10 protein-coding genes are annotated in these 13,256 nt (G+C 46.1%); 9 read left to right on the top strand and 1 reads right to left on the bottom strand.

Annotated features, from left to right (window positions below):
- Nucleotides 1–12: 12 nt before the first annotated feature.
- From ACEN8J_RS11445 to ACEN8J_RS11420, 6 genes are all read left to right on the top strand, one after another.
- Nucleotides 13–1,923, top strand: a complete 1,911-nt coding sequence (locus ACEN8J_RS11445; protein WP_495594511.1) for a glycosyl hydrolase — start codon at nt 13–15, stop codon at nt 1,921–1,923.
- Nucleotides 1,924–1,979: 56 nt separating this feature from the next.
- On the top strand, nt 1,980–3,116 hold the full coding sequence (locus tag ACEN8J_RS11440; protein WP_495594510.1) for a glycoside hydrolase family protein: 1,137 nt from the start codon (nt 1,980–1,982) through the stop codon (nt 3,114–3,116).
- A gap of 413 nt (nt 3,117–3,529) precedes the next feature.
- A complete protein-coding gene (locus tag ACEN8J_RS11435; protein WP_029519136.1) occupies nt 3,530–4,024 on the top strand; it encodes an RDD family protein in 495 nt (164 codons plus the stop codon).
- Nucleotides 4,025–4,100: 76 nt separating this feature from the next.
- Nucleotides 4,101–4,820 (top strand): hypothetical protein, encoded by a 720-nt coding sequence (locus tag ACEN8J_RS11430; protein ID WP_029519137.1) that lies wholly within the window; start codon nt 4,101–4,103, stop codon nt 4,818–4,820.
- Between the two features lie 358 nt (nt 4,821–5,178).
- Complete coding sequence (locus tag ACEN8J_RS11425; RefSeq protein ID WP_029519138.1) at nt 5,179–7,146, top strand: ATP-dependent DNA helicase; 1,968 nt, start codon at nt 5,179–5,181, stop codon at nt 7,144–7,146.
- Nucleotides 7,140–7,439, top strand: coding sequence for a DUF6509 family protein (locus tag ACEN8J_RS11420; protein WP_029519139.1), 300 nt, complete (start codon nt 7,140–7,142; stop codon nt 7,437–7,439). The genes ACEN8J_RS11425 and ACEN8J_RS11420 overlap by 7 nt, the downstream gene beginning before the upstream one ends.
- A gap of 118 nt (nt 7,440–7,557) precedes the next feature.
- Here ACEN8J_RS11420 and ACEN8J_RS11415 read toward each other — a convergent pair whose 3' ends face one another.
- Nucleotides 7,558–7,920, bottom strand: a complete 363-nt coding sequence (locus ACEN8J_RS11415) for a hypothetical protein (RefSeq protein WP_029519140.1) — start codon at nt 7,918–7,920, stop codon at nt 7,558–7,560.
- Nucleotides 7,921–8,176: 256 nt separating this feature from the next.
- Here ACEN8J_RS11415 and ACEN8J_RS11410 point away from each other — a divergent pair, with 256 nt between their 5' ends.
- From ACEN8J_RS11410 to ACEN8J_RS11400, 3 genes are all read left to right on the top strand, one after another.
- Nucleotides 8,177–9,100, top strand: a complete 924-nt coding sequence (locus tag ACEN8J_RS11410) for a PLP-dependent cysteine synthase family protein (RefSeq protein ID WP_029519141.1) — start codon at nt 8,177–8,179, stop codon at nt 9,098–9,100.
- A gap of 1 nt (nt 9,101) precedes the next feature.
- Complete coding sequence (locus ACEN8J_RS11405) at nt 9,102–10,232, top strand: bifunctional cystathionine gamma-lyase/homocysteine desulfhydrase (protein ID WP_029519142.1); 1,131 nt, start codon at nt 9,102–9,104, stop codon at nt 10,230–10,232.
- A 195-nt stretch (nt 10,233–10,427) separates the two neighbouring features.
- A complete protein-coding gene (locus ACEN8J_RS11400; RefSeq protein WP_495594509.1) occupies nt 10,428–13,184 on the top strand; it encodes a PHB depolymerase family esterase in 2,757 nt (918 codons plus the stop codon).
- The last annotated feature ends 72 nt before the right edge of the window (nt 13,185–13,256 follow it).

The following is a 13,256-nucleotide window of genomic DNA, read 5'->3' as shown; positions in this document are numbered from 1 at the left end:
GAGGCAGACAGGATGAATAAGCTGCAGACAGGCAGCGCGTACCCTTGGCAGACGGAACTGGAGAGATTTATAGAACAGGTGGAAAGCGCACCGAACCAAGTGAATGACGGATGGACTCACCAACATAAGCTGGCCGTGCTGGAAAAGCTGGTTCGCGCATATGCCCTGCATCAGGATGAATCTGGAGCTATCATTGACCTCCATTCTGAAAGTGAACGGTACTACTCCACCCCGTCCTATGCGTTCGCTGCGGCGGTATTGGTCAAAGAAGGCCGGCATGATTTACTGGAATCTGCTGCTGCGGCCTTGACGCATAGCATAGCTTGTGTAGTGGAGGAAAAAGCGCCCGATCACCACCCAGACTTTTTTCCAATTATGATGATGGGAGCGTATCGGCTCCTTAAAAATTTGCTGCCAGAACAAGCCACGGCATGGAAGCAACAACTGAGCAGAATTCAGCCGGAGCAGACCTACATTTTTACGATGAGCAAAATGAAAAACCCGAACCGGATGATCAACTGGAATGCAATTATGATTTCCGGCGAGTTTTTGCGTGCAGCGGAAGGAATTGCAGCCGATTCGGAATGGATGGAGAAGTATATCCGAAGCTACCATTTGCCTCGTTTTACCGGTTTGGGCCTGTATCAGGATGGACCGCTGGATCGGCCCAATAGCCCATTTGCCTACGATATCGTTACACGCTTCCATCTGGGCGTGATGCTGGAGAATGGATATGATGGCAGCTGCGCACTCGAACTGCGTGACCACCTTCGCAGGGGGGCGCTCAGCACATTACTGGCGCTATCCCCGCACGGGGAAATTCCGCCGCGTGGAAGAAGCGCGCAGCATCAGTGGAACGAAGCGGCTGCTGCCTTTGTCTTTACAACACATGCTCAGCAGGCTATTACGGCAGGAGAGCATGGGCTTGCAGGTGCGTTCCGACGGGCAGCAGATCTATGCTGGCAAGCAATTAGCCGTTGGCAGACCGATGACGGCAAGCTGCATATCGTCCGCAACCATTATTCGTCCGAGGCACGGCATGGCTTTGAGGTGTATTCAAATCATACCTGCTACAGTCTGTGGACGGCGGCTGTGCTGGCCCACACCCTTCTATATGGGGAGGAGATGGATCGCATTTCTCCAACCTTCATCCCGGCGGAAATCGGCAGCCGGGTGTTGGCAACGGATGGCTGGTTCCAGACTGTCATTGCAGCCGTAGAGGGGCAGCAAATGCTTGTGCAAACATCGGTCAACGACCCGTATAATGTTCCGGGCATCGTGCGTATTCAGCAGTCTGCGCTGCCGTCGCTGATCGGTCCGTCCTCAGCAGGTCATGCAGACCGCGGCTTTACAGGCTTCGCGGAGGGAGATATTTTCCCGCTGAGCTATACCCCGGCCTGGCAAACGGAGGACGGAAAGTGGCACAGCTTGTCGGAAGGTATTCCCGGTACGTTGGAGTTCGATCGGGATGGAGGGATTGACCCGCAGGATGGCGGAGGAACCGTACAGCTGGAACAAAGCTCAGCGTCTAACGGAGCAACGGATTTTACTCTCCTGTGGGAAGGTCCCTTCCCGGGAGTGAGGGAAATCCGAACGCATTATCGTCAGGTACCTGGCAAAATTGAAGTGGCGTATGAGATTCAAGGCAATATTCAGAATGTAGGGGCACTTATTCCCTTAATGGCGTATGACGGTCGGGAGCGCAGCGTAATTCATCATGTCATGTCAGCCGGGAAAGAAACGGAAAGCATTCGAGTAGAATACGCAGGCGCAAGCCTCGAAGCTATCCCGACGACGGAAGGAACGAACGTGGTATGGCCGGAAGAATTAGCTTCAGTAGCCTGTCGGAATGGTTTACTTAAGGGAGCGCGTCTGGAATATGAAGGCAACCGCATTTCCTTTATCATTCGGTTACCTGAATAGTTAGAGCTGGAGCCATGAATATGGTTTAACATGTGGAAAAAGGAGAGGGAAAAGAAATGACGAAAGCAGAAGCGTGGCTGGAGCAATCGTGGGAGCTGGCTTTGGATAAGACCCTTGCCTTAGCGGCAAGACTGGGGGACGCTTTTCCACATGTTGCTGAGGGTGGACGTTATGATAATCGTGAAGAAGCGTGGTGGACAGCAGGCTTTTATCCGGGGCTACTGTGGCTGACCAATCGGGCGCGTCCTGACAGTGTGGCTGCCGGGATTGCACAGCGGTGCGAGGGTCGTTTGGAAAAAATACTCTATAATAGCGAAGCTGTAGACCATGATCTTGGCTTTATTTGGCTGCTCAGCGGTGTAGCCGCCCATCGGCTGACCGGAGATTCAGAGTCCAGAAGACGCGGGGTGTTGGCTGCCAATCTGCTGGCTGCCCGTTTTAACGTGAATGGCCGTTTTATTCGCGCATGGAACTTCCCCTCGAAGGACATGGATACACGGGGCGTTGCGATTATAGATAGTATGATGAATCTACCCTTGCTTTATTGGGCTTCGGAGGTAAGCAGAGATCCGCGTTTTGCCGCTCTCGCTGTGCAGCATGCAGATACCGTAGCACGTGAATTTGTCCGCTCGGACGGTTCTATCGCACATGTGGTCGAATTCGATCCGGAGATTGGAAAAAAGGTCGCCGAGCATGGTGGACAGGGATTTGCTCCCGGTTCTGCTTGGGCACGTGGCACGGCTTGGGCATTGTATGGTTTTACGCTTTCGTATGGGTACACGCGCGATTCGCGTTATTTGAAGGTGGCCGAGAACACGGCTGATTTTTTCCTGTCCCAACTGGGCGATGCTTGCCTGCCTGTGTGGGATTTTAGAGCAGAAGAAGAGCACCGAGGGGCATGGGATTCATCGGCTGCGGCGATTGCAGCCAGTGGTTTGCTAGAGCTGGCAAAATATTCGACACGTGCGGAGCATTTTACAGAAGCTGCAGAATCTATTCTCAAGGGCTTGCATCATACGTGTACGGCGTGGGGCGAGGAGCATGAGGGATTGCTGATGAACGGGACCGTACACTATCCTGAGCAAAAATACATCAACGTTCCCATTATCTATGGCGATTATTTCTTTGTCGAGGCATTGGCAAAGCTGCGCGGTGAAGAAGGTTTGTTTAGTGTTGAATGCAAAAAAATATAGTGAGTAAGATGTATAGTAAGTAAGATGGTCGGGAACAAGCTCATTCGAGCTGAGCTGTTGCTTGTCAAATCCACAGAGTAATAGTGAGGCAGCGTGTATGTAATCTCATTTACATATGCGCTGTTTTTTTATGCACAAAAAAAGACTTTATTTAATTCGATGCCAAAGTACTACTTATAGAGGGGGAAGAGATTGTAGCTGCGCTTATTTTGTACCCAATCAAAGAAAAATCATTGTATATAAGATCTTAATTCCTAAAAATTTTCATTTTAATGCATGGAAATAGGTCCTTTTACTTGTTTAAGAGTATTTATTCGTAAATTGACAATATAGGTAGGTAACCGTATGATATCATCTTGTGTAAAGGAATAAACTGGATTTTAAATATCGTTTCAAAAGGAGTTATACATATCATGACAGGAACAAGTGATACTGAAAGACGGATGTACGGAGGATTCTGGATAAGAACAGCCGCGTTTTTGATTGATTTGATCATCCTTACTGGCATAGTCCTTTTAGTAGGGGGAGCAATTAACATTATCCCAGATCTTCTGGGTATAAAGGAGACGGGTTTCATACAAGTGCTGCTTATGGTTTGGCCGCTGATCTTATGGCTCGTAGTACCATGGCTTTACTGTGTGTTATGGGAATCATCGAAGGTAAGAGCAACACCGGGTAAGCTTGTGTTCTCTTTAATTGTTGTAGACAAGGAAGGAAAGCGTCTTGGATTCTTGCATGCCTCAGGACGTTATTGGATTAAAGCCGTTTCTTTTGTGATTTTACGTCTTATATATATTGTGGTCGCTTTTACTGCGAAGAAACAGGGAGTCCACGATCTTTGTACCAATACCTTTGTTGTACATAAAAAAGAGTTGCAGCGATACAATCAGCAATCGTCTTTTCTGTAAGTACGGAGGAGATCACCGATTATTAAGGAAAGCTTAGTAGTCTTTGATTTTCAAAATAATGGGGGAACATGAATTCATGCGACAACGAAAATGGATATTTTGTTCAGTTGTAGTCCTGCTGCTGTTCGTAGTGGTTGCGGGTTGTACGAATAAAGGACATTCTGGAGAGATCAGCTCTGAAGATGCTAGAAAAGAGCAGCCTGGAAGCACTTATTTGGAGAACTTGCAGGCAGATCTGCCACAACCCACTGAGGCGCAATTTTCCACGCCCGAATTGGTGGTAGAAGCCTTTTTTGAAGCTGTAAATGATCATAACTTCGACAGTGCGTTAAAATGTTTTCCTATTGTGGAAAAGTATCGTGCGAATACAGTAGATAATCATTTCAATTTGCTCCATACCTATGAGCTTCAAGCAGGTGCTCCCATTCCTTCCTTTGAAAGCCATAACTTTTTAAAAAGCTTTATCGAATATGAACAGTATTGGGAGAAATTTTATATGTTACTGTTCCTAAACTCAAATCCGGATATGGTGGGCAAACGTATCGTTATGGGAGAAGCGAATGCTGCTATGGACCTAAAGAAAATCAAGGAAATGAAGGTGAGTAGCACGTACTCTAAGCCTCAAATAATATCGAGTCATAGTGAAAAGAACAAAAATGTTATAGAGCAGACTATGAATATACAAGAAATAAGGGTGCTTGAAGTTAAGCTTTATATAGATGGAGAAGAACAAAACCATGTATTAATAAGCGTGGGGAAAATTGGATCTAATTGGCGAATCTTAAACATGAGTTAAGGAGAACGAGCTTCTGCTTAATGCATATTCATCAATCAACAAGAAACCAGCTAATGCTTGTAATACATTAGCTGGTTTCTTTTATTTTGTCATGATAATTTTCTTCATTTACTATTACGGAAAAAACAGACATTTCTCAAAAAATTTCCATCGTAGATGTCTATGTAGCTTTCTTTATGAAATATTAATATAACGTAGCATCTCACCGAGACGAAAGTATGCCCCTTTATTTTAAAGGGAATCTTATACCGACATAAAAAAAATATAAGCTGCTCTTACAGTTTTCATGTTCTTTTTAGCTTGTTTTGCGTTATAATGAAAGGATGCACATTATGAACGAATTGGAGGCACAGCCCGATTGACTACTTACCCTTTTGCCTTTGATCCGTCCAAGCCGTTTATTGAGCAGGCAAGTGACTGGATTGCGGATGTATTTTATGAAGTTTTGCCTGAAGTCGGCTTTGAGGTTCGGGATGAACAAATTTATATGGCATTCCAGCTAGAACGTGCCTATAAGGAAAAAAAGACCATTTTTGCAGAAGCAGGTGTGGGTACTGGTAAAACGCTGGTATACCTGCTGTACGCTATTGCATATGCCCGATACATGAGAAAACCGGCGATTATCGCCTGTGCAGATGAATCGTTAATTGAACAATTGGTAAAGCCGGAAGGGGATATCGCCAAGCTGGCACAGCATTTGAGTCTGACGATTGATGCCAGATTGGGGAAGTCGCCAGATCAGTATATTTGCCTGAATAAGCTGGATGAGGTGCGAAGCGGACTGGATGAGGACGCAGATGTTTTCCGTGATATCTATCAGGATCTACCGGATTTTGTTCATTTTCCAGATACGTTACAGTCCTTCACTCCTTACGGGAACCGAAAGGAATATCCTGAGCTAACAGATGGACAATGGAGCAGACTCGGATGGGATGTATTTCAAGACTGTCTCGTTTGCCATCAGCGGCATCGTTGTGGTCAGACGTTGTCTCGTGATCATTATCGCAAAGCGGCAGATCTGGTCATCTGCTCTCATGATTTTTATATGGAGCATGTATGGACCTACGAAGCGAGAAAGCGCGAGGGTCAGTTGCCGTTGCTGCCGGAGCACAGCTCTGTTGTTTTTGACGAAGGGCATTTACTGGAGACAGCGGCACAAAATGCGCTTACTTACAAGCTTAAGCACGCTCAGTTTGAGTCTATAATTACCCGACTGCTGGAGGGAGAAGTGCGAGAATCTCTGGCAATGACGATTGAAGATGCAATCTCCCAAAGTGAGGCTTTGTTCGCTGCACTAGATAAGAACAGTCAGCCTGTCCAGGGTTCTAATCGCAAGGAGTTCATCCTGAATGAGTCACTGACTCGAGAGGTAAACCGCTTTGGAGAACTGATCGGCATGATCGAGGAAGAGCTTGTATTTGAAAGCGGACTATTCTCTTTGGATGAGTATCAAGTCAAAATTGTGGAAGAACATTTGGAAATGATTCAAACCGCGTTGGCTTTGTTTAAGCGTCCTGAACTTCTCATTTCGTGGGTGATGGAGGATCAGGATGGATTAACGCTTGTGGTTATGCCGAAGATGGTAAAAGAGATTCTCAAAGAGCGAGTATTTGCGCAGCATATACCGATCGTATTCTCTTCAGCTACGCTTTCCGTAGAAAGCTCTTTTGACTATATGGCGCAGAGTCTCGGTATTGAAAATCCGCTAACGTTCTCTGTTGCTTCACCTTATGACTACAGCGATCAGATGCAAGCTGCACTGTACCCGTTGCAAGCGGGGGATGATCCAATCCAGAGAGCGCTGGCACTGCTGGAGAAATCGCAGGGAAGAGCGCTTATCCTGTTTCCTTCACAGGAGGAATTGGCTGCATTCCAGACGGGTCTCGTTGCTTACCCGGAGGCGTCTGCCTATCGTTTTCTGTACGAAGGTTCGGCTGAAATCAGCCATCTGATCTCAGCTTTTCAGAATGATGAGGAAAGTGTGTTGTGCGCTGTCACATTATGGGAAGGATTGGATATTCCTGGACCTTCTCTGTCGCACGTTATTATCTGGTCACTGCCATTTCCTCCGAATGATCCGGTTTTTACGGCTCTGCGCAAGGATGCAGCAGATCCGTTTATTCAGATAGATATGCCTCACATGGCACTTAGACTCAGACAAGGCATAGGGCGTTTAATTCGTTCGCGCAATGATCGGGGCTGGATATCCATCATGGGCCAGGATTTGAGTCGTCAAGAAGTACGTATACAAGTTGAACAACTACTGCCTGCAGGCGTAGAATGCACCGTAATTGAAGGAAACCCGGAGGGAATAAAAACATGTTGAACTTTACAGCGTACACCGTAGATCAGATTAAAGATGCTTTTGGTATTTTGACTGGACAGCGTTATGAATTTATCATTGATGTAGAGGTAGAGGAGGACGACGAGCTATACACTGAAAACGGACTGTATATCCGTTGTCTTTATTTAGTAGACGAAGAAAAGACAGGACTGCTGAAGTATGAATTAATTGAAAAAGTAACGAATCATTACATTGATCTTGAACTTGAAGAGGATGAGCTGCAAGCTGTTGAGAACTTCTGTAAAGAACATGTACAGGATGAAATAGTGAAGTAACAGTAAGACACTTAGCTAGTACAGCTGGTATATAGCTAACATATGATGAAGATATCAAGGAGTCCTGACATGATCAGGCTCCTTTTTTTTATGGTCAAATGAAGAGAACTTATCTGCTCTAGCGCAGTCTGTCCCACACATTCACCATAAACAGCATAGTCCCCCCTGCGAGTAACACCCACCCTGTGACGATCCAAACTTCAGTCTCTGGAACCTTGTAATTTTGACCTGTAAGCGCCAATATCAACACGGGCAGACCGATATTATGCATCCAAAAATGGGTATGTGCCAGAATAGTAACTGAAAGTGCGGGAAAGGCCACATAGATCAGACCTATGATTCCAAGCGTTGTCCAACCCAATAAATGGATATGAGACTGAATGTTGGACAGACTGTAATCACCCGACACGCCAATAATGGCACTAAGCAGCACACTGAGGGCAAAATATACGGCAGCTATCTTTAGAAATTGCTTTCCCATATATGAACTCCTCCTTATGTTGCACGGGGAATATTTTGTGACATCTTCTCTATCCTATCGAGCAAGCAGGCAGGGGGTGTGGGTATTGTGACTGGTCCATTTGACAAAAGCTTCAAATACACATAAAATCTTATTGCATCAATACTTACCGCATTACTATGTTTTCTTGGAGATGATAGCGAACTTCTCCGACAGTAGGCGTTAATTTTTGACCATTGGTTTATTTTGGATTCGCCATTAAAAGGAGCTTGAAATTATGAATGTATATCAAAATACCCTTGAACTCATCGGACGTACGCCATTAGTGGAGCTGAACAGCTATTCTCTACCGAGAGGAATTCGCCTGTTTGCGAAGCTGGAGTTTATGAATCCCGGCGGCAGCGTAAAGGATCGGGTGGGTAAGGCTCTTATTGAAAAAGCATTAAAAACAGGTCAGCTGAAGCCAGGTGGGACATTAATTGAAGCAACAGCAGGCAACGCAGGTATTGGTCTTGCGATGGCAGCACTTCATTATAATATCTCGGTTATTTTTGCTGTGCCTGAGAAGTTCAGCCAAGAGAAACAGGACCTGATGAAGGCATTGGGAGCACGCATCGTTCATACCCCGACGAGTAAGGGGATGAAAGGAGCTATCGAAAAAACAAAAGAATTGGCTGCTGAAATAAAAGATGCATACTTGCCGCGGCAATTCAGTAATCCGGATAATCCCGAGGCATACTATACGACAATGGGACCTGAAATATGGAACGATCTGGACGGCAAAGTGGACGTATTTGTGGCAGGTGCAGGCTCGGGGGGAACGTTTATGGGAACCTCGCGTTATCTTAAGGAACAAAATGCAGCCCTTAAAACAGTCATCGTGGAGCCGGAAGGATCCATTTTGAATGGCGGCGAGTCAGGTCCACATAAAACGGAAGGAATTGGCATGGAATTAATTCCTGAATTTGTGGATAAAGGATATTTTAATGCCATCCACACCATTAGTGATGTCGATGCTTTTGGCCGTGTCAAGGAACTGGCTGCACGTGAGGGTCTTCTCGTTGGCAGTTCTTCAGGGTCTGCTTTACATGCCGCTTTACTGGAAGCAGAAAATGCACCGGATGGTGCACATATTGTTACCATTTTCCCGGATAGCAGCGAACGTTATCTGAGTAAAAAAATATATGAAGGCGGGATATAAAATGAAACGCAAAACAAAACTGATTCACGGCGGGCTTCCTACCGATCCCCATACAGGCGCGGTTAACGTTCCTATTTATCAGGTAAGCACTTATGAGCAAGAGGAAATTGGCGTCCATAAGGGATACGAGTATTCGCGTACAGGCAATCCGACCCGGTTTGCTTTGGAGGAGCTGATCAAGGATCTGGAGGAAGGAAAGCGTGGTTTTGCTTTCGGTTCGGGTATGGCTGCAATTCATGCGGTATTTTCACTGTTTAATGCAGGGGATCATATTTTGCTGACCGATGATGTATACGGAGGCACCTATCGCATTGTAAGCAAAGTGCTCAGCCGTATCGGAATTGAGTCCACATTTGTGGATACGACTGACCTGGAAGCTATCTCCAAAGCAATTCGTCCGAATACGAAGGCATTGTATGTCGAAACGCCAACGAACCCGCTTTTGAAAGTTACTGATATCCGCGCTGTTTCGGAGCTTGTAAAAAAACATGATCTTTTACTGATCGTCGACAACACATTTGCTACCCCTTATTGGCAGACGCCAATTACACTCGGGGCTGATATTGTCATTCACTCTGCTACCAAATATTTGGGCGGCCACAGCGATGTTGTAGCTGGTCTGGCTGTTGTGAACAGCGACGAGCTGGGAGAACAACTCCATTTTCTGCAAAACGCCATTGGTGCTATTCTCGGCCCGCAGGATTCTTGGTTATTGATCCGCGGTATTAAAACATTGGGTCTGCGTATGGAAGCGATTGAGCAAAATGCGAAGGAAATTGCAGCCTTTTTGGAAAAACATCCGAAGGTTAGAAAAGTGTATTATCCTGGACTGGAAAGCCATGCGCAGCACGAACTGTCCAAAATCCAGGCTCAAGGCTTTGGCGGCATCATTTCCTTTGATGTAGGTAGCGACGCTAACGCGGTTGCACTTCTGAAAAAGGTGAAATATTTTACACTGGCTGAAAGCTTGGGAGCGGTTGAAAGTTTGATTAGCGTTCCTGCACGTATGACGCACGCCTCTATTCCGGTAGAACGTCGTGCAGAGTTAGGCATTACCGAAGGTTTGGTGAGGATTTCGGTTGGGATTGAAGATCTGGAAGATTTGATTGAAGACTTGCAGGCAGCATTGTAAGAAAATAAGTGTAATGTTCAAGAGAGGTGGCAGAAGCTGCCTCTTTTTTTGTTGTGAGAATAGCTTCTTTTTTGAAAAGCACAGAGGAGTACGTAGAGGTAATAACGAATAGTTTTATATAGTTCAATTGAATGTTAAACGGAATATAACCGCGACTACGTCTCTGAGGAAACAAAAACCTGGAGGGGGAATGTTATGAGGTTCACACATCTGGAAAAAGCAACTACTGTGCTGTCGGATCATCCGGTACGTCTGGCGTCTGCTTATGCAGTCGGTCCAGTCGAGCTTCCGGAAAATTGCGGTGTGGGTAGGGAATGGTCAAGTTATTTTGCCCATGAGGATTGGAATTTGGAAAAGGCTTGTGGTGAAGAAGGAGTAGAGCTTTCAGCCGGAGGAAAGGCAGCGTGCCGATTATTGACCGAGCTGGACCCTCGGACTGCGGAACTGAATCTAGGTGTTTTTCCGCCTTTGGCCGAACAAGAAAGGCTTTTGCTGGTTTCAAATCTTCGTTGTATGGCTGCACAGGAAGTGATTTTCAGACCCTTTGAAGGAACGGGACAAATATGGATAGATGGCACACTGGTATATGCGGAATCCGGTCCTTTTCGCTTGTATATGGAGGAAGGCGATCACACGGTAGTTATCATTGCTGCGTTTATTCCCGAGGAGGCCCGCTCTATTCGTATCAGTGGAAATCAGGTATGCGACGAATCAGATGTGACAGAACTGCATCGAGAATTTGTAGAGCGTAATATACGTTTTCATATGGCATGGCTAGAGGTTGAAGAAAGTGCTGGCAGGGAGGGCGAAGACAGCCCGATCTTATTTTATTTACTGCGTAAGGATCGGATAGATCTTCCCTTAGATCAAACGTTATGGGTCGAGGTAACGGATGATGAGGGCATGAAGCTGGATCGCTTTCCAGCACATTGGGAGCAGGAGCAAAGCTATGACTGGGATGAGGAAAAGGCCAGGAATACGGGAATGCTGCACTTCACTGTTACATATCGGGATCATGAGGCTGTGGAGCATCATTTTGTGTATTCGGTACTTGTGCGGCCTTTGTCAGTCGTCGTGGAGGGCTTGCAGAAAGAGTATGACCAATACATTCAAGCCCGCGCTATAGATATTCTTCATTCTGCGCAGAAAATACAAATAGAGGGCCTGCTTGAAGAATTAAAAAGGTTAACGGATTTGCCGGAAGATCCTTTTGAAATCTGGGATTACCGGATTGTGCGTGAATATATCAAGCTATTAAAACAGATCTTCACAAATGGACATACCGAGCAGTCACATTCCCCATCCTTACTTCAAGAAGAACATATCTTTTTGTGTAATGACGGAATTGGGGAAGGATTTTTTGTCTCCCGTTTGGACAATAGTTTGCAACGCTATACCATTCAGCTTCCCAGAAGCTATTCGGCTGACCGACAGTATCCTCTGATCGTTCTGATGCCAGGCAAGCGATATGAGCTGGGTTTGCCGGATTTTCAGAATCGAGGTTTTGGGCGAGGCTGGGAAGAGGAAGCTATATTCGTTACTTTTTCGTGCCGTGGTGTAACGTTGGGCAGTTATATTGGAGAAGCTGCTTTTTTGGAGGGACTGGATGTCATACTGCAAGCGTATCGAGTGGACGAAGATCGGGTCTATCTGACGGGTTATTCGAACGGAGCATACGCTGCTTGGGCGATGGCACAGGCTTATCCTTCTCGTTTTGCGGCTATAGCGGTTATCTCTGGAGCGCCACATCCCAAGCATCTGATAAATCTGTTGAATATGCCAATATTGAATGTATGTGGAGATCAGGATTACTTATTTGCACAAGCATTTACAGCCCCAGTAACAGCGCTTCCATCTGATCATTTTAAAGGTGTCGTAGAACGTCATTCTAATCACTGGGACACGCATGAGCTGAGACTTCTGGACGGTGTACTAGGCTGGCTTATGCAATGGAAAAGAGATGTCGTACCTCAGCGTATTGCCTACCGGACGGAACGGGGCAGACATAACCGGGCTTACTGGCTGGAACTGACGCGAATGGATGTAAATGAGGAATATGCCGAGTTGTACGGTGAAATGAGTGCCACAGGTGAGTTAGATATCGAGGCAGTTCACGCCGAAGAATTTATCATTCATCTTTCTCAAGAGGTCATGCCCTTGGAATTGGCTCAAGTTCGTATCGGAGCCCGTATTTTCGTGTTGGATTTGCGGGAATACAGTCGCTTTCGCTTTGTTAAGACACAGTCACATAAACGTCCCTCCCCTGAATACCGTTTGATTGCCGAACGGGAGGAAGAAAGCAGTGGATGCTTTACAAAAGAATCGGATGCCAAAAAGAAAATTGTGGATTCGAAAAGCGTGGGAAGAAACGTTTTGAGCCATGGTATGGGTGTGCTTGATGTTTATATGGATCGTCTTCACATTGTCCTTCCGTCCAGCTACGCTACACCGGAGGAAGAACAGGCGGTGAGACGGACGGCGAACGCCTTGGCTAGTCCACGAACAGCGACTTGGAATCCGTATATCGGTGTTCATTATCCGGTGGTGTCTTCCACTGATATTACGGAGGAAGCACTGGCTGATAGCAACGTGATTTGTGTCACTTCGGGCTTGTCCAGACATGAGCTGCTTCACAAGCACCAAGCCGATCTGCAAATTACATGTACGGAGGAAGGTTATACATTGGGCGGCGATTTTACGGCAGGCGAGTATTGTCTGTCATATATTCAACCTAGCCCATGGTCTGCAACCCAGCAAATGCTTGTCGTAGCGACCAATTCTCCCCGTATGCTGGGTAAAAACCTATTTATGCGCAGACTGATTATGCCCGGATACTTTAATGGTCTACACCCGTATTTGAATAAAGAGATTATTGTGTATGATAGCCAGGGAGTGCGTGCTTTTAACTTTACTTCTATTAGACATACGCAGCAAAAACTGCAAGGCCAATAGCCAATAAAAAAGTAACAATGTTATAATAATCCACAATTTAAAAAACCGTCTGGAGGCACATTGGCGATCCTG

Source organism: Paenibacillus sp. Paensp38 (assembly GCF_059491915.1).
This window is presented reverse-complemented; position numbering and strand designations above follow the sequence as displayed.